The following is a 22,180-nucleotide window of genomic DNA, read 5'->3' as shown; positions in this document are numbered from 1 at the left end:
GGTGTAAATCCCTCATCCCCCTCGCCGCCATCGCGAAAGGGAAAAAGTGGACGACTTTTACGCCGCCCGCAGCAGCACTTCGCCGCCGCTACCGTGGTCTAATTTTGCACCGCCGTTCTCAGCCAGCGGACCATCCGCCAGGGCTTCGACAGCCCACCCGATCACGGAGTACATCAACACGAAGTAAAACAGGTCGGTAGCGAATTCGCGCCAGTTGAGGCGCCAGTCCTCGTGACGCTCGAACAGGAATTCGAGCCCGAGCAAGAAGAAACTGGTCGTCAGACCCGCGATCACGACCGACCAGGGATTTTCCGTGATCGAGCTTGGTGCCAGCATCCATATCAGCACGACTGCGACTACGGTAAGCGGCGGCAGCAGATCCACCGCGAGCGTTGCGATCGGCGATCCCTGTTTGAGAGCCGTGTTCCTCGCGCCCGCCGAAGCGTGGCGATCAGCAAGCATATCGGCCTGAGGCGTCGCGCTGTCTGGTGTCTGGTCCACGGACAATCTCCAAAACCGCGCCGGAAACCGGCTCGAGCCCTGCAGATCCTCACCCCCGATGAATGTCGTTCTTTGCTGCGACGCAACACACGCTACTGATATTACGGAAAGCGTCAAGCGTAATATTGAAACAGAATTGCAATGATAGGTATGTGCTGTTAAGGCAATGAAATTACGAGGTTTTTACTCGGATGGCCGGGGCGTGTGCCGGCGGCCGAACGAGCCTGAGTGCGGCAAAAAAACCAGCCCTTCGCACCTGTATGATGCGACGGGAATCGGTTCTGCGAGAATTACTTGCCGGAGTCCTAGTCGCCTGCGTTTGACCACCAGGTCAGCGTTTGCAAATCGTGCGCGCTCGTCCAGATTCCATTCGGCGTATAGCGCAGCGCACCACTGCCTTCCGGCCTTCCTACGCGGGCGAGGATTTGCGACGTAGCGGCATCGATCACCACGAACGTCTGATCATCGGTCGTTCGCAGCCAGACTTTCCCGTCGCCCGTGTCGATGTCGCCCCATTTCAGCGAGTCCCCAACCTTGATGCGGTCGGTCACCGTGACGCTATCCGGATCGATGCGCGCCAGGGTTCCGTCGCCCTGTTCCTGGATCCAGACGGCGCCTTCGCCGGCCGCGAGGAAGCCCGGCGTCTTGCCCAGCGTGATCGTGTGCGTCACCGCGTTCGTCGCGGGATCGATCCGCTGCAGAGTACCGCCCTTGCCGCTGGCCGCCCACAAGGCGCCGAAGCCGAAAGCGAGGTACGAGGCCGCTTCGGTGACGGGGACTTTCGCGACGACGCGATTGTTTTCGGGATCGATCCGCATGACGGTTCCGGCGGTCTGGTCGGGCGCCCATATCGAGCCTGCGCCCGCAACGACGTTGAGCTCGCCGCTGGGGCCCATTCCTGCGGGTATCCTGGCCAGAACCGCCGCGCTCTGCGGATCGATTCGGTAAACTTCACCACCGTCGCAGTTGGCGACCCACAGCGATCCGAACGCCATCGCCATCGTGCCGCAGGGCTTGGGGATGCTGACTGTCGCGAGCTTCTTCGAGGTCGACCATTGCTCGATCCGGCCGTCGTTCGTAGTCCAGACGGTGTCATCATCGACGGTGAGAAAGTCGGCGAAACCCGGCACCTTGATGATGTGTTCGTCGAAGGCGACGAGAGTGCTCGAAGACAACGCGTTCGTGCCTGGCGGCATGGTCGAACAGGCAGCGACGAACAGGGCAGGGGCGACGAGGGCGATCGCAGGCTTCATCATGGGCGTTTCCCGTCGGGCGCTAGCTGTAGCGGTATGGATTGACGTCGATCGTGGTCATGCTGCGGGTCTGGTTGCACAGGAACACGGTGCCGGTGAAATAGATGCCGGGCTCCGTGATGGTCTTGGCGAATTCGTACGTTTCGCGAAGCTGCTTGACGGTCATCTGCACGGGCGCTTCGTTCGGCTGCCAGGTCAAGCCATAGGGGTAGTCCTCGCCGTCCTTGCTGATCTCGACATGGCATCCCATGACGTGCGTTACCGGGTGCGTGTCGACGAAGTCGATGAGGCGTTTCATGCTCTCGAACCACGGCTCCCAGAAACTGATATAGCATCGCCCGCGGTAGAACATGTCGCCGGTGTAGAGTATCTGCGTGTAACTGTCGTAATAGGCGAACTCGGACACGACGTGGCCGGGCGATCCCCAGATCAGGATTTCGCGCCCCCCGAGATCGAGCGTGACGCGCTCCTCCGGAAAGTTGGTCATGCCCCAGAAGCCGATCATCTCCTCGTGCGTGAGACCCATGTACCGCGTGTTGGGCCGGTCCGCGAACTGGTTGACCGCGGCGTAGTGGTCAGCATGCAAGTGGCTGAAGGCGACCAGCAGTTCCAGACTGGCCGGATCGCGGCCGTTGCGCGAAGCCCAGTCGACAATGCACGTGTCGACCACCGCGCGAAGATCCCAATCGTTGCGCAGCGTCGTGAAGCCTTCGTCCAGCAGCAGAACGCGTTCGTTGCCGAAGTATAGGGGCGCGAAGGGCGCTTCGTAGCTGTACGCTTTGTTCTGCCGGAGAATGGCCGTGTGGTCGTTGTACCAGTGGACCTGAACCGGCGGGTCGGTGTTGTCCATGAGCGATTCCGAACCGCAGATCCAGCGCGCGGGAAAGTCCCCGGGGGCGGGCAGATTGCTCTTGAAATCGATCGGATTTCGTACGGGCGAGCGTGCGCCGGCGGATGCGCTGAACGTGGTCAACGCGACAGGAACGACGGCGACGGCAGCATTGCGGGCGAGAAAGGTGCGGCGATCCATGAAAAGTGTTTCCCTTCGCGCTTAAAAAGGCCGGGGCGGGTCGATGTCGGGCACGCCTTCCGGCCAGACTTTCGTTCGCTGGTCGGGGCTGACGCCGTTGAACAGAACGAAGTCCGAGCCGATCAGCATCTTTTCGTTGCCGCGAATTTCGCGTGCGTAGGCCACGGCATCGTCGATCAGCGTGGGCGCCATTTCCAGCACGCGCTCGTAAGGCTTGTAAGTCGCGAAGCGCGGGTAGTATTTTCCCGGAACGAACATCATGTCGATGTGCCCGCCCATCACCCATTTGATCGGGTGGCTCGCCGCAAAGCCCTGCAGGCGCTCCAGCGATGAGACGAAATCGCCATCGTTGCTGATGTTGATGCGACCGGGAAACAACAAGTCGCCGGTAAACAGCATTTTGCAATAAGGATCGTAAAAGCACACGCCGTCGCGATGCGTGCCGGGAGCGGGAATGACGTCGATCACGCGTCCGCCCAAGTCGATCCGCGCGGTTCGCGACGGCCAGTTGCCCGAAAATCCGTAGTGCTGCTGCATCGCTGCCAATTTCGTCGGGACGATCGTCGTCCTCGCACGATCGGCGAATTGCACCACGCCCTGGTTCTGCGCGACATCCTCGCCCGATGTCAGCGCCACGGTCAGCGGCACCGAGGTTCGCCCCCGGGCCTGTTCCCAGCGCGTGATCAAGGCATCGACCGTTTCGCGCAGCGGATAGTACCGCGGATTTGCGGTCGCACCGGCATCGATCAGCAAAGCCCCTGCGTTGCCGAACAACAAGTACGTGAACGGCGCTTCCCAGTGTACGCAGACGTTCTGGCGCAGCACGAACGTATCTTCGTTGTACTGAATCACTTGAACGCGCGGATCGCGGTTCTTGGCCGCGACATTCGATCCGTGCGCCCAGCGAAACGCAATTCTGCCCGGGGCCGGTCCCTCGCTGCGATAGTCGTGCACCACGGGTTCGGTACGATGCAAAGGGACTGCCGAGTCGGTGTGGCGGGCCCCTTCCGGATTATACCCGTGTGAAAGGTCGCCATTGGGCGCGGTGCGCGAAGTGGCGCTCGGCCGGGCGTTTCCGGCTTCCTGCGGTTGAGTCCTGTCGGTCGGCGGTTGCTGCGGCACGGCACACTCCTGACAAGTCCGTCGATCGACGGATTGATGACAGCCTCGTGAGCATTCCTCTGCACCCCGTCTCGACCAGATCCGCGCGGTATTCCTACGCCAGGTCGGACGATGCGACGATAAGGATATTACGAAAAAGGGCAATGGTAATAATTTGGAGATGGACAAGCGTCCGCTTTGCAGCAATGTTGCACCTGCGAAGAACAACTGCGGAAGGGCTGCTTTGATGTTCGAGGGAATTCGTCGTGCTGGCATCGCCGCACTCCTGGCATGCGCAGTCGCGGTGTCCGGTTGCTCGCAGGGACCGCAGGAAGACGCCGCTCCAAAGACCGACTTCAAGATCGGCTGGTCGATCTACGCAGGCTGGATGCCTTGGCCTTATGCCGAGCAGGCGGGCATCGTGAAGAAGTGGGCCGACAAATACGGCCTCAAGATCGATATCGTGCAAGTCAACGACTACGTCGAATCGGTCAATCAATACACGGCCGGTCAGCTCGATGGCGTGACCGTTGCCAACATGGACGCGCTGACGATCCCCGCCGCCGGTGGCAAGGACACGAGCGCGATCATCGTTGGGGATTACTCCAATGGTAACGATGGCGTCTTGCTGAAGGGCACGAACCGCCTGGCCGACATCAAGGGTCGCCAAGTCAATCTGGTGGAACTGTCCGTATCGCATTACCTGCTGGCGCGCGCGCTCGAATCAGTCGGTCTCAAGATGACCGACGTGCGCACCGTCAATACGGCCGACGCGGATATCGCGGGTGCCTTTACGTCGCCTGAGGTCAAGGCAGCGGTTGCCTGGAACCCGCAGTTGCTCACCATGAAGAAAGAGCCGAATGCCTACGAGGTGTTCAGCTCGGCGAACATTCCCGGCGAAATCCTCGACCTTTTGGTTGTCGACACCGCAACGCTCAAGGCGAACCCGAACCTGGGCAAGGCGCTGACCGGCATCTGGTACGAAACGCTCGCGCTGATGCAGCGTGACGACGAAGAGGGGCGCAAGGCCCGCGCGGCGATGGCGCAGCTGGCCGGCACGACCCCCGAGATGTTCGAGGCCCAACTTGCGACCACGTACCTCTACGCCGAGCCGGCCAAGGCGGTCGCGGCGACTTCGGACCCGGCCCTGATCGAAACGATGAAGCGCGTGCGCGATTTCAGCTTCTCGCAGGGCCTGTTTGGTCAGGGGGCTAGGTCGGCGGACGCTGTCGGCATGGCCTTTCCCGGCGGGCGGACTTTGGGTGACAAGGACCACATCACGCTCCGCTTTGACGACAATTTCATGAAAATGGCCGCGGATGGCGGGCTCTGAGCAGGTGCGTCCGCTGACCGGGCAGGGCGGGGTTTAGGCGATGCGGTGGATCAATCGCCGCATCGGTCGGTCCAACAGTGTGCTGATGGGGCTCATGCCCATTATCCTACTGCTGATCGTTTACCTGATCATTGCCGCCGATCGAAACGCGATCAATCCATCCGAAAAAATCCTGCCGCTGCCGAACGCAATGGTCGACGCCATGCGCGCGCTCGTGTTCGAAAAGGACGCGCTCAGCGGCGAATATCTCTTTTGGTCGGACACGCTTGCCAGCTTGCGAAGGCTTGGGTTGGGGCTCGCGATTTCCACCCTTTCCGCGTTGTTCGTGGGACTGATGCTCGGTATCCTGCCACCGGTCCGCGCGACTTTCGGCATGTTGGTAACGGGCATAGCCATCATCCCGCCGATCGCGTTGCTTCCGATCCTTTTCATTGTCTTCGGCCTCGGCGAAACCGCCAAGGTCGCATTGATCGTGATCGGCATCGCGCCTTTCATGATGCGCGACATCGCCGGGCATATCGGCAGCCTCCCACGCGAGCAGATTGTCAAGGCGCAGACGCTTGGCGCGAGTACCTGGCAATTGATCTTGCGCGTCGCCGTGCCCCAAGCAATGCCGCGCCTGATCGAAGCGGTGCGCTTGTCGCTTGGGCCGGCATGGGTGTTCCTCATTTCGGCCGAAGCGATCGCGGCGGAAGTTGGGCTCGGCTACCGCATATTCCTCGTGCGCCGTTATCTCGCAATGGATGTGATCATCCCCTACGTGGCCTGGATCGCGCTGCTGGCGGCGGTCATTGATCTGTTTCTCGTGTGGATCAGCCGCAGTGCCTTTGGCTGGGCGCACGGATCCAACCGGTGAGCGCGATGCTGCAACTGCGCGACGTCAGCGTCGAGTATGGCGACAAGATCGTGCTCGAACGTATCAATCTCGATATCGAAGATGGGGCCTTCGTTTCGATCATCGGCCCCTCGGGCGCGGGTAAGAGCAGCCTGTTGCGCGTGGTGCTTGGGCAAGAAGCGCCGACGGGCGGACGCATCTTGCTCGATGGTCAACCGCTCAAGCCGGAGTGCGAACCCGATCGCGGCGTCGTTTTCCAGCGCTATTCGGTCTTTCCGCATCTGACAGTGCTCGGCAATACGCTGTTCGGCTTCGAATGCGCGCGGGCACCGCTCACTGCCAGGCTGTTCGGGAACCGCCGCAAGGCCGCGATCGCGGAGGCCGAAGAGATGCTGCACGCGGTGGGGCTGGGCGACAGTCTTCATCTCTATCCAGCGCAGATGTCGGGCGGCATGCAGCAGCGCCTCGCGATTGCTCAGGCCCTGATCAAGCGTCCGCGCATTCTTTTGCTGGACGAGCCTTTCGGCGCGTTGGATCCCGGCATCAGAGCCGACATGCACAAGCTTATCACGCGGCTATGGAACGATTACGCGCTGACCGTGATCATGGTGACGCATGACCTGAAGGAGGCATTCGGTCTGGCCACCCGCGTGCTGACCCTGGACAAAAGAAGGCATGATCCCCACGCTCCGGACCGCTACGGCGCGACCGTTGTCTTCGATCTTCCGCTCGACCGAAAGCGGGGCGGAGGGAGCGAATTGAATAGTGAGAGCATCGTAGACGGCGCGGTGATCGATCCGCCCGGTATTACGATTGACAAGACATGTAATATTTGAGAGGAAATTGCCATGGCATCCGAACCTACAAGCCTGGCCCGTCTCAGCATGAGTTTGCCGTCGGATCTGTTCCGCAAACTTGATATGATGGTGGAAGAACGCGGCTTGCCGTCGCGCTCTCAACTGATCGCCGAGCTGATACGGCATGCGCTGGCCGAGCACGAGGCGACCGTCCGGCCCGAGGAGACTCTGGCGGGTACGATCACGCTGATCTACCGGGGTGACCGGGGCGGAGTACGCCAGCAATTGGCGGAAACGCAGACCGACTATCTCAAGGAAGTGATTTCGTCGCAGCACGTCTTCCTTGAGGACGACCAGTCGATGGAAGTGCTTCTGGTACAGGGACCGGCCGTTCGGCTCGAGGAATTGTGCGACGCGCTACGCAGCATTCGCGGAGTTCGCCAGCTTCAGCTCGTGACCACCACCGCGCTGCTGCCGCCGCTGCACGAACAAAGCGGTGGAGATGTGGTCCCGGCCAAGGGTGATCTGGGCCTGACCAAGCGCAAAGCCGGAAAGCCCGTCGCGGCGTGAGCGATATGCCCATCGGATCGTTGGCGAACCCGCTTTCCGCTCGTGAACATGCGCGGTCGATGGGTAGCACCGTCGTTGATACGATGCCGGTGCTGCCGCCGGTCGCAACGGACTTGCCTGCCGGCGTCGATCCGGCGGATCTGCTTTGGGAAGAAACCGTGGCTGCGGGCGGTTATGCGACGCGGATCCTCAAGCGCGGCACACGCCTGCGCCTGATCGATCTCGAAGGCGACGCGTGTGCCTCGCTCAACATCTACAATGCCGAAATGCCGGTCGAGCGGCTCAATGTCGCCGATACGGTCAAGGTGCAGTGGAATGCCTATCTCGGTCCCGGCAAGCTGCTGTTGTCCGATATGGGCCGCGTGCTGATGAGCATCCTCGAGGACGATTGCGAGACGCACGACGCCTTTTGCGGCACGTCTAATGCCGCCACGAACGCGGCCAAGTACGGCGAGGGCCGGAACAGTGGAGCCTTCCCCAATGGTCGCGACCGACTTCTGCTCGGCGCCGGCAAGCACGGACTGCAGCGCCGCGACGTCCACCCGTGCGTGAACCTTTTCAAGGGGACCCGGATCGCGCCTGATGGTACGATTGTGCCAAACGTCGGACCGTTCGATCGTGGCCGCAAGGTGATCCTGCGGGCCGAGATGGACGTGATTTTCGTCGTCGCCAACTGCCCGCATGTTCTCGACCCGCGCGAGGAATGGAGCATTTCGCCGCTGCGCATCACTGCCTGGCGCGGCGAGGTGACGCCGCAAGACGATCCCGTCCGCAACGCATCTCCCGAAGGACTGCGGGCGTACGAGAACGTCGAAGACTACAACCGCCGCTAGTAAGAAAGGCTGCCCGCACCATGACTGCTGATCCGGCAACCGGGGGCCTTTCCGGCGCCATCGTCCACGACGAAATCGTGCCGGCCCGCGCCCCCTGGGTGCATCGCGTGAACACAGGGCAAACGCTGCGCATCGTCGATCTCGAAGGCAATCAGGCGGTCGATTTCCTGCTGTATAGCGCCAGCGACGATAGCGAGCGCTACAGCGCGCAGGACACCGTTTCCGCGCAAGGCAACCTCTTCCTGCGCGACGGAACCGTGCTGCGCTCGAACGAGGGCAGGGCGATGATGACCATCGTCGGCACCTCCGTCGACTATCACGATACCATCGGCGGCGCTTGTTCGTGCGAGTCGAACACCTTGCGCTACGGCCACCACACCAAGTCGCAGCACGCCTGCGTGGAGAACTTTCTCGAAGCCAATCTGGCGCAAGGCAGGGGCAAGCGGGACATCGTTCCCAACATCAACTTCTTCATGAACGTGCCGGTCGAGGAAGATGGCTCGCTCGGTATCGTCGATGGCATTTCCGCGCCCGGTCTGACGGTCGACTTGCGCGCGGACATGGACGTGATCGTGGTCGTCTCGAACTGCCCGCAGATCAACAATCCCTGCAACGCCTTTAACCCGACCCAGGTTCGGATGCTCGTCGCCGCATGAGCGCGATGACAGTACTGGTCGCCAATCGCGGAGCGATCGCCACTCGTATCATTCGCACGCTGAGGAGAATGGGCGCGCGTTCAATCGCTGTCTATTCCGAAGCGGATACGCAATCGCTTCATGTCTCGTTGGCCGATGAAGCGATCTGCATCGGCCCCGCGCCGGCGGCCGAGAGCTATCTCAGCATCCCCGCCATCATCGCCGCCGCGAAGCAGACGAACGCCGGTTTCATCCACCCAGGTTACGGCTTCCTCGCCGAAAACGCCGAATTTGCCGAAGCCTGCGAAGCGGCCGGTATCGTCTTTGTGGGGCCAAATACAGACAGCATCCGCACGTTTGGACTAAAGCATAGCGCGCGTGCTCTGGCGGCCGAACAGGGTGTGCCGCTCGCTCCCGGTACTGGGCTGCTGACCGATGTCGATGCGGCAGCACAAGCGGCGAACGAGATCGGCTATCCGGTCATTCTCAAAGCCACCGCAGGCGGCGGCGGGATCGGCATGCGGATTTGCGAGAACGAGGCCGCCGTGCGCGATGGCTTCGCCACCGTGGTGCGGCAGGGGGCAAGCAGCTTCGGCGATGCCGGCGTCTTCCTCGAACGCTACATCGCGCGGGCCCGCCATATCGAAGTGCAGATCTTCGGCGACGGCAAGGGCCGGGTCATGCCGCTCGGAGAGCGCGACTGCTCGCTCCAGCGGCGCAACCAGAAGGTGGTCGAGGAAGCGCCAGCACCGCGTTTATCCGAGAAGTCCCGGAACGCCCTGATCGCGGCCGCCGTTCGCCTGGGCGAAGCTGCGCAGTATCGCTCGGCGGGCACCGTGGAATTCCTGTTCGATGCCGAGCAGGACCAGTTCTACTTCCTCGAAATGAACACCCGGCTTCAGGTGGAGCATGGCGTCACCGAAGAAGTCATGGGCATCGATCTGGTCGAATGGATGATCCGTGGCGCAGCGGGCGACTATGCATTCATGGATGGTGCGCCGCCCGAACCACGCGGCCACGCGGTGCAAGTGCGGCTTTATGCCGAGGACCCGTTCCTCGACTACCGACCGACGACCGGTACGCTGACCGCGCTTTCCTTTCCCGAGCGCATGCGGGTGGAAACCTGGTGCGAGGCCGGCAGCACGGTCGGCGCCTGGTACGATCCGATGATCGCGAAGCTCATCACGCATGCCGAGACGCGCGAGGGTGCGATCGCGGCCATGCAGGACGCGCTGGCTGAGAGCCGCGTCGATGGGATCGAGACCAACTTGCGCTGGCTGCGCGCCGTGGTGCGCGACGAACGCTTCGTCTCGGGCCAGGTGACCACGCGCCTGCTGGACGGAGTCGATTACGTTCCGGACAGTATCCGCGTGATTTCGGGCGGCACCGCAACGACGGTGCAGGATTGGCCGGGGCGCCAGGGCCTGTGGTCGGTCGGCGTCCCGCCTTCGGGGCCGATGGACGATTGCTCGTTCCGTCTCGGCAATCGTCGGCTTGGCAATCCTGAAGGAACCGCCGGGCTCGAAGTGATCTTCACTGGCCCCACCTTGCAATTCGCCGGACCGGCGCGGCTGTGCCTCATGGGCGCCGATTTCGGCGCCACGCTCGATGGCGAGCCCGTTCAGCGCGGTGTTCCCTTCGCTGTCTCAGCCGGGCAGACCCTTGCACTCGGTCGCGTTTCGGGCGGCGGCATTCGCGGTTATATCCTCGTGGCGGGGGGGCTGGATATTCCTCCCTACCTCGGCAGCTGCAGCACGTTCGATCTGGGCCAGTTCGGCGGTCACGCCGCACGGCGTCTGCTCGCGGGCGATACCTTGCATCTGGGTCAGGGCACCGTCGCGGACCAACCCGATCCGGCTACCGATGCCCCCGACTTCGGGGAGACTTGGACGCTTCGCGTGCTCTACGGCCCGCACGGCGCGCCCGATTTCTTCACCGAAACCGATATTGCGACCATTCTCGATGCCGAGTGGCAGGTTCACTACAACAGCAATCGGACGGGTGTCCGCCTGATCGGCCCCAAGCCCGAGTGGGCGCGCCGGGATGGCGGCGAGGCTGGCCTTCACCCCTCCAACATCCACGACAATCCCTATGCGATCGGCGCGGTCGATTTTACCGGTGACATGCCGATCATCTTAGGGCCGGACGGGCCCTCGCTGGGCGGCTTCGTCTGCCCCTTCGTGGTCATTGCCGCGGATCGCTGGAAGATCGGACAACTCGCGCCGGGCAACCGCTTGCGGTTCGTCCCCGTCGGCATCGATGAGGCCCAAGCCGCCAACCGCGCGCCATTGACGCTGGAAGCGTACGGCGCCCGAACTGTTGCCGACGCGCCGGCTGCGATTGCGGACTTGTCTCCGATCCTTGCGGACATCCCCGGCGAGGGCCTGCGCCCGCGCGCTGTCTATCGCCAGCAGGGGGACCGGAACATCCTGGTCGAATACGGCCCGATCGTGCTCGACATCGAACTGCGCATCCGCGTCCATGCGCTGATGACGGTGCTCGAAGGTCGGAACCTGTCCGGCGTGATCGACATCGTTCCCGGCATCCGCTCGCTCCAGCTCCACTTCGACGGTGAGGTGCTGGATCAGGCTGGAGCGCTCGCCGCGTTGATGGACGCCGAGCACGAGCTGGGCGATCTCGAGGATTTCACCATCCCCTCGCGCATCGTCCACCTGCCACTCAGTTATCGCGATCCGGCCGTGACCGAGACGATCGAGAAATACATGGCCGCCGTGCGCGACGATGCGCCGTGGTGTCCCGACAACATCGAATTCATTCGCCGCATCAATGGTTTGCCGGATGTCGATGCGGTCGAGAAGATTGTGTTCGACGCCACGTACCTGGTACTCGGTCTGGGCGACGTTTATCTGGGCGCGCCGGTGGCGACCCCGGTCGACCCGCGCCACCGCCTCGTCACTACCAAGTACAATCCGGCGCGCACATGGACGCCGCCGAATGTCGTGGGCATCGGCGGCGCCTACATGTGCATTTACGGCATGGAGGGGCCAGGCGGGTACCAGCTGTTCGGTCGCACGATCCAGGTGTGGAACACCTATCATCAGACCGATGCCTTCAAGGAAGGCAAGCCGTGGCTGCTGCGCTTTTTCGACCAGATACGCTTCTACCCGGTGAGTGCAGAGGAGCTGGAAGAATGGCGGCGCGACTTCCCGACCGGTCGTCGCTCGATCGAGGTGGAGCACACCGAATTCCGCTTGGCGGATTACCGTGCGTTCTTGGCAGAGAACGCGGACTCGATCGATCGGTTCGCACAGATGCGCGGCGCCGCGTTCGACGCGGAGCGTGACGAATGGCGGCGCAACGGCGAATTCGTGCGGGTCTCCGAACTCACCGACGATTCCGCTGCGGGCGCGCCGCTTGGTCCGGCCATCGAGGCGCCCGACGGCGCGGACCTCGTCGAGGCGCCATTCGGCGGAAGCGTCTGGAAGCTCCTCGTATCCGAGGGGGATGAAGTGGAAGCAGGAGATGTCATCGCCGTGATTGAGGCTATGAAAATGGAATGCGCCCTGGAAAGCCCGAGTGCCGGACACATCAGCGCGCTTTACGTTCGCGAACGGCAAGCGATCGATCGCGGGGCCCCCTTGTTCGCGCTGACCAAACGCGCATGACCGACCTGGGTCGCTGGCGCGCGGAAGCACTCGCGCAATCGGTCACTGATGGCAGCCAGACCGCACTTTCCATTGTCGAAGACCTGCTGGCTCGGCTCGACGCTTACGACAAAGTGCAGCCGCAGATCTGGATCAGCCGCATGGCACCCGACCAGTTGCGCGACGCCGCGCGTGCGGTCGATGCGCGAGTGGCCGCTGGCGAACGGCTCCCGCTGGCCGGCGTGCCTTTCGCGGTGAAGGACAACATCGACGTCGTCGGGCTGGATACCACCGCCGCCTGTCCGGCTTTCGCCTACACGCCGCAGGAGACGGCCACTGTCGTCACCCGATTGCTCGAGGCTGGCGCGATTTGCGTCGGCAAGACCAATCTCGATCAGTTCGCCACCGGATTGAACGGCACGCGCAGTCCCTACGGGATCCCGCGCAATGCCTACAACCTCGCCTATGTCAGCGGCGGATCGAGCGCCGGCTCGTCAGTCGCGGTGGCAGCCGGACTGGTCGCTTTTGCCTTGGGGACGGATACGGCGGGATCGGGCAGGGTGCCCGCAGCGTTCCAGCATCTCATCGGGTTTAAGCCGACCAAGGGGCGCTGGAGCTCCAAGGGACTGGTTCCGGCCTGTCGCTCGCAGGACTGCATCAGCGTCTTTACCGATACGGTCGCGGATGCGCGCCTGGTCGATCAGGTTATCGCCGGGTTCGACGCGGACGATGCGTTTTCCAGGGCGATGCATGATACGGCGCTCAATCCGGCTCGGATCGGTGTGCCGAAACCGGCGCAACGCGTCTGGTTTGGCGATAGCCAGGCGGAATATCTCTATGAGCGCGCGCTGGAACGGCTCGCGACGCAAGCCGACGTAATCGAGATCGACATCGATTTCCTCAACGAGGCGGCAAGCCTGCTCTACAACGGGCCGTGGGTGGCGGAACGGACTGCGGCGGTCAGTGACCTGCTCGAAAGGCAACCCGAAGCCATCGACGAGACCGTGCGCGGCATCGTGGCGCAAGGCAAGGACATCAGCGCGGTCGACCTGTTTCGTGGCATCTACCGCCTCGCAGAACTGCAGCGGCAGGCGGAGCAGATGTGGGCATCGGTGGACATGCTCGCATTTCCCACCACCGGCACGACCTATCGCGTCGCTGAAATGCTGGCCGCGCCGGTCGCGCTCAACAGCAACCTTGGCCGCTACACCAACTTCGTGAACCTGCTGGACATGGCAGCGATTGCCGTCCCGGCAGGTGTTCGCGCCAACGGGACCGGTTTCGGCATCACACTGATCGGCCCCGCAAGCACCGACACCGGGCTGATGGATGCCGCCGAAGCGTATCTTGCACAAGCAGAGCTGCCGGCCCCGCCGTCGCTCGATCTGGAGGGCAAAATGGAAAGAGTCAGGCTTGCCGTCGTCGGCGCGCACCTCAAGGACATGCCGCTGCACTGGCAACTGACTTCGCGCGAGGCGCAATTCGTCGGCGCTTTCGAAACGGCGCAAAACTATCGACTCTATGCCATGGCTGACAGCACGCCGCCAAAGCCGGCACTGGTCCATAGCGAGGATGGCGCGAAGATTGCCGTCGAAGTCTACGAACTCGATGTCGCGGCCTTTGGCAGTTTCGTTGCCGAAGTGCCCGCGCCGCTGGCCATTGGCACCGTCACTTTGGCCGATGGGAGCAGCGTGAAGGGCTTCGTTGCCGAACCGCGTGCGACAATCGGGGCCAAGGACATCACCCATTTTGGCGGCTGGCGCGCGTTCGTCGCCGGCGCTTGAAAAGCTGGCTGACCCGAAGCGCTGCAAACCCCTTCGCAGCCAGTTATTACTCTTGACCGTTTCGTTAATACCGGGTAATTCGATTCTATACAGCGATAAGACGTAATCTGCCGGGAGAGTCTGTAAGAGACCAGGTCAACAGCGGACCCGGCGCGCTGGATCACGGGCGTAATAGAGCGCGTGATTTCAACTATGCAGGGTGGTTTTCGCGCAATCAGTACTCGCAGGCTCTTTCCGGCATTTCTCTATTTGAAAACGAGGTAACACGATGGCTGGTGTTCGCGTTGGCAAAAGAATTATCGGTGGAGATTCGCCGGTTACGGTCGGCTGGGAGAATATTCCCAAGGTCGAAGGTGGACCTGCTCGAAAGCTTTTCTTCACGATTTTCCAACCCGCAGCCCTCCTGGCCTTGATAGCGTTCTGGTATTACGCGCCCAATTCCCTGGCCACTGCGAAAACCGCGATTATCATCGGCATCGGTTTTAAGGTCCTGCTGATCGGGATGGAGCTGCTCTATCCACGTCACAAGAGCTGGCAGCTGACCTGGAAGGAGCTGTGCTCCGATCTGTTCTATATCGGTCTGGGCTACACCCTGCTGAGCATGGTCGATGTCTATATCGGCTCCGACGCCATCATCGGCTGGGTCCAGAAGTCGTACGACTGGGACAAGCTGAACTGGTTCACGACGCTGCCGCTGCTGGTGCAGGCTCTGCTGATCTCGTTGATCTTCGATTTCGGTCAATACTGGATGCATCGCGGGATGCACAATTGGCATCCGCTGTGGCTGACTCATGCGCCGCACCACTACATCACGCAGTTGAACATCAATAAGGGCGCGGTCGGCAATCCGGTCGAACTCTTCCTGATCGGTCTCGGCATCGGCGGCTTCTTCGACTTCCTGCCGCGTGCAGCGCTTCTGGCGGGCACCTTCGGCCTCGCGATCGGCACGTATCAGCACATCAATGTGCGGTTCAATACGCCGCGCTGGTGGCGCTTCCTGTTCAATACGACGGAACATCACAGCGTGCACCACTCGCAGGACTACGAAGCCAGCCGCAGCAACTTTGGCGCGACCTGGATCATCTTCGACCGGATTTTCGGCACGTGCGTCGATGGTGAAGCCGAGCACCTCGGGATGGAAGGTGGTCGCCGGATGCAGATCCGCGAGGCCATGGTCTATCCCTTCACCGAGGGATACGCGACCGCCAAGGACTGGTGGCGTCAGCGCTTCGACAGGCCGAGCGCAGTCCCCGCAGAATAGTCGGGCCGTCCAGCCAGACAAAAGCTTTTTGGTGGAGCAATTTTCGCTCTCCTGCTCCGCGTCGATGCGAGCAGGTGCGCGGAGACTTGCGGCTTCGCCCATCGTCGGAGCATTTCGCCAGTGCTGAACTTGCCCTACATCGATCGAATCTGGACCGCACGCGGATCCATTCCGCTCGAGCCTCCCCGTACGCCAAAAGATACCTTTTTGCGGCTGGATCCGCTGCTGGATGCCGCTGGCACTCACGTCGAGATCGACGGCGATACGCTGACTTACGTCAAGGATAACCCGGCCGCGCAGGACAAGCTGGCCACGTTTTCCCGCGGGACGCTTCGGGTGGTTCAGGAGCAGGGAAACACCCGCCTGCGCTACAAGCTTACCAGCCCTGCGCTCCTTCTGGTGTTCCTGGCGCCGTTCCTGTTCCTCGCGATTGCGCAGGCCACCGTCTTCCTCATCGACTACGAGCGCCACGCCGAAGAGAAAAAAGCGGCGGAGGGAAAAGATAAGGCGAAGGACAAGAAGAAAGAAAAGGAACCGGGACCGCTCAACGCGATCGACCAGTTTCTCGGAGCGCCAGCCCCCGAAACTCTGGCAGAAAAGAAGAAGCGCGAAAAAGAAGAGGGTACCGACAAGCACACCCCGAAGCCCGCCTACATCCTTTCGGGAATTTTTGCCGTGCTATATCTGTTTGGTCGGTGGTTCGAGCCGTTCCTGATGCGGCGAACCTTGCGCAGAGTGCTGAACGGTCAGTCTGTACAGGCCGATCATGCCAGCGCCGATCGGATGAAGCTGAACCGGCCCAATTGATTCCGCTTGGTCGTGTCAGACTGACGCGGCTAGTGGCGCAGTCCGCATCGCTACTGGTCGCCAAGCCCAGCCAGCCGCTCGAATTGGAAAAGCTGTCTCGGCGCAATCTCAAATCGATGCATTCGACTGAGATCGCGCGCTAGCCAAGATCCAGCTTGTCGAGCGTGATCGGCAAATCGCGCACGCGGACGCCGGTGGCGTTGAACACGGCATTGGCAACGGCCGCGGCCACGCCTGTCGTGCCGATTTCGCCGATGCCGCGGGCGCCCATCGGCGTGCGCGGATCGGGAATGTCGGTCCACAGGACATCGATGTCAGGCACGTCGAGATGGACCGGCACATGGTACTCGGCCAGCGACGTGCTCATGATCCGGCCACTGCGCTCGTCGAGCAGCGTCTCTTCGGTCAGGGCCATGCCCAGTCCCATGATCATGCCGCCCTTGAACTGGCTGGTCGCGGTCTGCGCATTGAGGATCCGGCCGCAATCGAAGGCGCCGACCAGCCGATCGATCCGGATCTCGCCGGTCACTTCGCTCACTCGCAGCTCGCAGAAGACGGCCGATGTGCTGTGCATCGAGAATTTGAGCATTTCCATCGGCGCCTTGCTCTCGCCCGTGACGCTCACTTCCGCCTGGCTGGCCCGCCCGAGAATCGACGCGAACGTTTCGTGCCGCGACGGATCGTCGATTTTGCGCAACCCGCCATCGGCAAATTCGACTTCCCCCGGCTTGAGCCCTGCCAGCGGGGTGTCGTTGCCGGCGAGGCGCAACAATTGCTCGGCGAGCTTGTCGCTGGCCGCGCTGATCGCCGCGCCGAGCGAAGCCGTCTGTGATGAGCCGCCCGCAAGGGCGCCATAAGGTAAGGTGGAATCGCCGATCGTCACGGACACGCTGTCGAGCGGCAAGCCAAGGCGATCCGCCGCATGCTGGCGCTGCACGGTCGCGGTCCCCATGCCCATTTCGTGCGCCGCACTGGCGACATGGGCGTGCCCGGTGGCATCGACAGTGATCCGCGCGGCGGTGCCGGGCATGCGCAAGAAGGGGAAAGTGCCGGTCGCGCACCCCATGCCGATCAGCCATTCGCCTTCGGAGCGTGTGCGCGGCTCGGGTGAGCGTCGGTCCCAGCCGATGCGCTCGGCACCCATGTCATACGCGGCCATCATGTCGCTTTGCGAATGCGGCGCGCCGCTGACGGGATCGCAGGTCGCGACATTGCGGCGGCGCAGTTCGACCGGGTCCATGTTCAGCGCATGGGCCAGCTCGTCCATTGCGCATTCGATGGCGAAAGTGCCGGGCGCCTCGCCGGGTGCGCGCATGAACGAATTGGCGAGCAAGTCGAGATCGACATAGTGCTGTACCACATCGAAGCTTTCGCAGGCATAAAGCGATCGGCCGGTCTGGCTGAACGCTTCGTCAGTGATGCTGTGGCGCGGTTTGGTGGCATAGCCATGATGCAGCAGCGCCTTGAGCTTGCCATCGGCGTCGGCGCCCAGCGCCACCCGCTGCTCGGTCTGCGTCCTGCCGCCGACCAGGCGGTGCATGCTTTCGCGCGACAGCCTGATGCGCACCGGCCGGCCGGTCAATTTGGCTGCCGCCGCCCCCAGGATCTGGTGGTCCCACAAGCCCTTGGCACCGAAGCCGCCGCCGACGAAAGGGGAACTGACGAAGACATCGTCATCCTTGATCCCGAAGACCTTGGCCAGCGAGCCGACCGTGCCGTGAATCATCTGAGTCGCGTCGTGAACGATCAGCTTTTCGCCTTCCCAGGCGATGGTGGCGGCATGCGGTTCGATCGGATTGTGGCTTTCCCACGGTGTACTGTAAGTGGCATCGATCGAGACTGCGGCTTGCGCCAGCTTCTTGGTGGCATTGCCCTTTTCCAGCCGATTCTGATCCATCTGGATCGAGTGCGGGGTGCGGGCGTTTGCCTTTCCTTCCTCGAAGCGGGTGCGTGACGGGGCGGCGTCGTAGAGCACGTTCACCAGGGATGCGGCGTGGTCGGCCTGCTCGCGAGTCTCGGCCAGAATGACCGCGACGACCTGACCGTTCCAGCGGATCTCCGCGTCCTGCATGATCGGCAGAGTGTGGTTGCCGGCTGCCTTCATGCTGGTGAGGCCGATCGAGGGCGGCACTTTCATTTTCGGGGCGTTGCGGTGCGTCATCACCAAACCAACACCGGGCGCGGCCTCGGCGGCCGCGATGTCCAGCTCAACAATGGTGCCGCGCGCAATCGTCGAATGGACGAAAGCGGCATGGAGCAGCTCGTCCATCGGCACTTCGGCCGCGAAGCGCGCCATGCCGCGCACTTTTTCCGGGCCGTCGATCCGGGGCTGTTGCGTACCCAGCGCGACACGCCTTTCTGCCAGATGATCGGGAGAGGCGCCGGGCAGCCAGGCCGCGGGGATATGCTCGAGCACGGTTCGCACGCCACCGACCAGGGCGTTCTGCAGCTTGCTCATGCTTGGTCTCCCGCCAGCGATGTGAGGACGGCGGCGATGGTCCGCTGCACGAGCCCGATCTTGAATGCGTTGCCGTCCAGCGGCTGCGCGGGGGCCAGTTCTTCCGCTGCTGCAGCCATGAAGTTGGCGCGGGTCGCGGGCGAGCCGCGCAGCGCTGCTTCCGCGCGTTCGGCACGCCATGGCTTTGCGGCCACGCCGCCCAGCGCGATGCGGACGTCGGCCACCTTGCCGTCGACCACTTCCAATCCGCCTGCCACCGCGATCAGCGCGAAGGCGTAGCTGGAGCGGTCGCGGACCTTGCGATATTCGGAATTGGTCGTTGCCGTCGTAGCGGGCGGCAGTTCGATCGCGGTGATCAGTTCGCCAGGTTGCAGCACGGTCTCGATTTCGGGGTGCGTGCCGGGAAGCTGATGAAAGCCGGCAAGCGGCATGGTGCGCTGGCCGTCGGGTCCGTCGAGATGCACGAGAGCATCGAGCGCGACCAGCGCGACGCACATGTCCGAGGGATGGGTGGCGATGCAATCCTGGCTGGCACCGAGGATCGCGTGATAGCGGTTGAACCCGCCGATCGCGTCGCAGCCGCTGCCCGGTTGGCGCTTGTTGCACCGAGCGCCGTCGGCATCGTAGAAGTAGACGCAGCGCGTGCGCTGCATCACGTTGCCGCCGACCGTGGCCATGTTGCGGATCTGTGCCGAGGCGCCGGCCAGGAGGGCGCGTGACAGCATGGGATAGCGGCTACGGACCAGCGGATGGGCGGCGAGTGCGCTGTTCGTCACCGAAGCGCCGATGAGCAAGCTGCCGTTATCGGTTTCGTCAATCGAACCGCTAAGGCGGCTGACATCGACCAGTTGCGCGGCGCTTTCGACATTCTGTCGCAGCAGATCCACGAGGTTGGTTCCCCCGCCAAGGAAGCGGACGTCGCCGCCGGTGCCCAGGCTCAAGGCTTCCGCGCAATTGGCTGCGCTCCGATAAGCGAAAGGCGTCATGCCGCTTCTCCCGCCAGCAGGACCTCGATCGCTTCGACGATCCCGTTATGCGCGCCGCAGCGACACAGATTGCCGCTCATCCGCTCGCGGATTTCCTCGCGCGTCGGGCCGTTCGGGCCGCTGGCGAGATCGGCGGTGACATGGCTGGGATCGCCACGCCGCAGTTCCTGCGCCATCGCGATGGCCGAACAGATCTGGCCGGGCGTGCAATAGCCGCATTGGAAGCCGTCATGGTCGATGAAGGCCTGCTGCAACGGGTGGAGCTCCTCGCCGTCTCCGGTCAGGCCTTCGATCGTGACCACTTCGCGCCCCTCCGCCTGAACCGCCAGCGTCAGGCAGGACAAGACGCGTTCTCCGTCCAGCAGCACCGTGCAGGCGCCGCAAGCCCCCTGATTGCAGCCGAGCTTGGTGCCGGTCAAACCTTCCCGCTCGCGCAACAGGTCGAGCAGCGAGACGCGGGGGTCGTCAGGCAGGGGATAGTCGGCACCGTTGATCGAGATAGGCATGAACGCCTCCGTGCTGAGGCCGGTGCGCTAAACCTGCGCCGGCATATCGAAGAATAATACGAAGTTCGTATTATTCAACGTTCGTATTTGCGACTTTCTCCGTAAGTCGGATCAGCTCGTTTCGTTCCGTGCTATCGAGCGCCCGCAGCATCGCCGCGCAGGCGTTGCGATAACCCGCCTTGTGGTCATCGACCGCTTGCAGGCCCTTATCGGTCGCCGTCAGCGCCACGGATCGGCGGTCTTCCTTGGGCCGGCGCCGCTCGATCAGACCCTTGCGTACGAGCCGCTCGATCGCGGAAGACATCGTGGTCGGCACGACATCGAGATAGCGGGCGATTTCGCCGGCATTGCAGCCTGCATTTTCGCTGACGAAGACGAGCGCCTGCGCGTCCAGGGCGTTCAGCGCGTTCTTGGCCGCGGCCGCTGCCTCGGCCACTTTGAAGCGGCGCGTGAAGCGTTCGAATGCGAGCGATAGCTGATCGATCTGTTCCTGGGTCGGTTCGGCCATGGCCCCGAGGAAAGCATGTGTTCGCGCGTGAAACCAGCGCGGTGATGGCGGTTCTGCCCGTTTCAGATCTGCGAAGTGACGTCTCGAAGGGCCTCGGCGAGCGGTGTATCAGTAATCCGGGCAAATCATGCGGTCAGGCCTGATGGGCAGGCTTCAACGCCGGCTCGGTCGTTTGCGCCGGCGGGCGCAGGACCAGCACCGCGCCGAGCAGGGCGAGGGCGATGGCGGCAAGGACATAGAAGGTCCCGGCAAAACTCCCCGACATGTCGCGCATGTATCCCCCGAACGCGGGGCCGATCGCGGCCGAGGTCGAAATCGCGGTCATGATCGAATAGAGTTCGAGACTGGCGCGCTGTCCGAAATACTCCTGCAGCAGCATGGCGGTGCCGACGTAGCTGAAGCCGAGGCCGACGCCGAGCGTCAGCACCCAGATGCCAAGGACAATCTCGCCTTGTCCGATCCCCAGTGTGATCGCGGATATCGCAAGGCATCCCAGCGACAGCATGGTCAGGCTGCGCGGGCTGAAGATTTCGCCCATCCACCCCGCCAGAGCCGCGCCGCCCGCGCCGATCAGCGCGGACAAGCTGATGAGCTGAGTAACCTTTTCGGCGCTCAGGCCGTTTTCGAGCAAATGCTGATACGAGAAGCTGTGAGTGGTCGTGTTGATCGCCAGGCAGGCGGTGTAGGCGAACACGATCACCCAGAATTGGACCGTCGAGAGGGCAGGGCGCACCAGCCACCCATGAATCGCCGTCGGCAGGTCCGGCGCCTCCATACCGTCCGATGCGGATGACGTCGTGCCGGGGCTCACGCGTGTCGAGAGGGCGGCAAGCACGCCGATGACGAGCGAGCCGAACGCGAAGCTCAGCCAGTAGCCGCGCCAGTCCAGGCCCAGATCGGTCGCAGCCCAGTAGAACAGCGGTCCTGCGACCGAGCCGAGGCTGCCGACGGTGAAATAGACGCCGAGCACTGCCGAGCGCCTGGCGAACAGGCTGCTCAGCACATGGACGCCGGGTACCGTGCCGCAAAAGCAGAAGCCAAGCCCCAGAAGAGTCGTGCCGACATAGTAGCTGGTAGTGCTTTGCGCGAGGTACATGGCCAGAAAGCCCGTGACCAGGAGCGCGGTCCCAAGCAGCAGGGTGCCCGTCACTCCGATCCGGCGGATGAGAAGCGCTGGCCCCAGGCTCATGATACCGCAGGCGATCCCGAGCAAGGTGAAGCCGAAGCCGGCCTGGGCCCAGCTCATGCCGAAAGCCTCGACCATCGCCGGCAAGACGAGGCCGAGCGAGTTGAAAGTGCCGGCCATCAGCAGGAAATACAGCAGGCTGAGCATGGCCAGCACGGCGAAGGATTTCAGACGCTCGCTCACCATGACCG

At 62.9% G+C, this 22,180-nt stretch carries 19 protein-coding genes; 10 read left to right on the top strand and 9 right to left on the bottom strand.

Annotated elements, in window-relative coordinates:
- Positions 1-57: 57 nt before the first annotated feature.
- From GQO94_RS11985 to GQO94_RS11970, 4 genes are all read right to left on the bottom strand, one after another.
- Positions 58-501 carry a hypothetical protein gene (locus GQO94_RS11985; RefSeq protein WP_156841744.1) on the bottom strand — a complete coding sequence of 148 codons (444 nt, stop codon included), beginning with the start codon at positions 499-501 and terminating at the stop codon, positions 58-60.
- A 305-nt stretch (positions 502-806) separates the two neighbouring features.
- Positions 807-1,757 (bottom strand): Vgb family protein, encoded by a 951-nt coding sequence (locus GQO94_RS11980; RefSeq protein WP_156841742.1) that lies wholly within the window; start codon positions 1,755-1,757, stop codon positions 807-809.
- Positions 1,758-1,776: 19 nt separating this feature from the next.
- Positions 1,777-2,784, bottom strand: coding sequence for an MBL fold metallo-hydrolase (locus tag GQO94_RS11975; RefSeq protein WP_156841740.1), 1,008 nt, complete (start codon positions 2,782-2,784; stop codon positions 1,777-1,779).
- 21 nt (positions 2,785-2,805) lie between these two features.
- Positions 2,806-3,906 carry an MBL fold metallo-hydrolase gene (locus tag GQO94_RS11970; RefSeq protein ID WP_232332905.1) on the bottom strand — a complete coding sequence of 367 codons (1,101 nt, stop codon included), beginning with the start codon at positions 3,904-3,906 and terminating at the stop codon, positions 2,806-2,808.
- A 226-nt stretch (positions 3,907-4,132) separates the two neighbouring features.
- Here GQO94_RS11970 and GQO94_RS11965 point away from each other — a divergent pair, with 226 nt between their 5' ends.
- From GQO94_RS11965 to GQO94_RS11920, 10 genes are all read left to right on the top strand, one after another.
- On the top strand, positions 4,133-5,218 hold the full coding sequence (locus GQO94_RS11965; RefSeq protein ID WP_156841736.1) for a putative urea ABC transporter substrate-binding protein: 1,086 nt from the start codon (positions 4,133-4,135) through the stop codon (positions 5,216-5,218).
- A gap of 40 nt (positions 5,219-5,258) precedes the next feature.
- Positions 5,259-6,074, top strand: a complete 816-nt coding sequence (locus GQO94_RS11960) for an ABC transporter permease (protein WP_156841734.1) — start codon at positions 5,259-5,261, stop codon at positions 6,072-6,074.
- The gene (locus tag GQO94_RS11955; protein WP_156841732.1) at positions 6,071-6,889 is read left to right on the top strand and encodes an ABC transporter ATP-binding protein; all 819 of its coding nucleotides are present in this window, start codon (positions 6,071-6,073) and stop codon (positions 6,887-6,889) included. Before GQO94_RS11960 ends, GQO94_RS11955 begins: the two co-directional genes overlap by 4 nt.
- Positions 6,890-6,901: 12 nt before the next feature.
- The gene (locus GQO94_RS11950) at positions 6,902-7,420 is read left to right on the top strand and encodes a CopG family ribbon-helix-helix protein (protein WP_156841730.1); all 519 of its coding nucleotides are present in this window, start codon (positions 6,902-6,904) and stop codon (positions 7,418-7,420) included.
- Positions 7,421-7,479: 59 nt separating this feature from the next.
- Positions 7,480-8,253, top strand: a complete 774-nt coding sequence (locus tag GQO94_RS11945) for an urea amidolyase associated protein UAAP1 (protein ID WP_232332904.1) — start codon at positions 7,480-7,482, stop codon at positions 8,251-8,253.
- Between the two features lie 20 nt (positions 8,254-8,273).
- Positions 8,274-8,909 carry an urea amidolyase associated protein UAAP2 gene (locus GQO94_RS11940; protein WP_156841729.1) on the top strand — a complete coding sequence of 212 codons (636 nt, stop codon included), beginning with the start codon at positions 8,274-8,276 and terminating at the stop codon, positions 8,907-8,909.
- Positions 8,906-12,514 (top strand): urea carboxylase, encoded by a 3,609-nt coding sequence (gene uca / locus GQO94_RS11935; RefSeq protein WP_156841728.1) that lies wholly within the window; start codon positions 8,906-8,908, stop codon positions 12,512-12,514. Before GQO94_RS11940 ends, uca begins: the two co-directional genes overlap by 4 nt.
- Positions 12,511-14,277, top strand: coding sequence for an allophanate hydrolase (gene atzF, locus GQO94_RS11930; protein WP_156841727.1), 1,767 nt, complete (start codon positions 12,511-12,513; stop codon positions 14,275-14,277). Before uca ends, atzF begins: the two co-directional genes overlap by 4 nt.
- A gap of 268 nt (positions 14,278-14,545) precedes the next feature.
- Positions 14,546-15,538, top strand: coding sequence for a sterol desaturase family protein (locus GQO94_RS11925; protein ID WP_156841725.1), 993 nt, complete (start codon positions 14,546-14,548; stop codon positions 15,536-15,538).
- A gap of 120 nt (positions 15,539-15,658) precedes the next feature.
- A complete protein-coding gene (locus GQO94_RS11920) occupies positions 15,659-16,345 on the top strand; it encodes a hypothetical protein (protein ID WP_156841723.1) in 687 nt (228 codons plus the stop codon).
- Positions 16,346-16,484: 139 nt separating this feature from the next.
- Here GQO94_RS11920 and GQO94_RS11915 read toward each other — a convergent pair whose 3' ends face one another.
- From GQO94_RS11915 to GQO94_RS11895, 5 genes are all read right to left on the bottom strand, one after another.
- Complete coding sequence (locus tag GQO94_RS11915; RefSeq protein WP_156841721.1) at positions 16,485-18,803, bottom strand: xanthine dehydrogenase family protein molybdopterin-binding subunit; 2,319 nt, start codon at positions 18,801-18,803, stop codon at positions 16,485-16,487.
- Positions 18,800-19,789, bottom strand: coding sequence for an FAD binding domain-containing protein (locus GQO94_RS11910; RefSeq protein ID WP_156841719.1), 990 nt, complete (start codon positions 19,787-19,789; stop codon positions 18,800-18,802). Before GQO94_RS11910 ends, GQO94_RS11915 begins: the two co-directional genes overlap by 4 nt.
- Positions 19,786-20,295 carry a (2Fe-2S)-binding protein gene (locus GQO94_RS11905; RefSeq protein ID WP_156841717.1) on the bottom strand — a complete coding sequence of 170 codons (510 nt, stop codon included), beginning with the start codon at positions 20,293-20,295 and terminating at the stop codon, positions 19,786-19,788. Before GQO94_RS11905 ends, GQO94_RS11910 begins: the two co-directional genes overlap by 4 nt.
- A 70-nt stretch (positions 20,296-20,365) precedes the next feature.
- Entirely contained in the window at positions 20,366-20,803 is a 438-nt protein-coding gene (locus GQO94_RS11900) for a MarR family winged helix-turn-helix transcriptional regulator (protein ID WP_156841715.1), read from the bottom strand.
- Between the two features lie 133 nt (positions 20,804-20,936).
- On the bottom strand, positions 20,937-22,175 hold the full coding sequence (locus GQO94_RS11895; protein WP_156841713.1) for an MFS transporter: 1,239 nt from the start codon (positions 22,173-22,175) through the stop codon (positions 20,937-20,939).
- Positions 22,176-22,180: the final 5 nt, after the last annotated feature.

The organism is Novosphingobium aquimarinum, assembly GCF_009746585.1.
GTDB classification, from domain to species: Bacteria; Pseudomonadota; Alphaproteobacteria; order Sphingomonadales; family Sphingomonadaceae; genus Novosphingobium; species Novosphingobium aquimarinum.
This window is presented reverse-complemented; position numbering and strand designations above follow the sequence as displayed.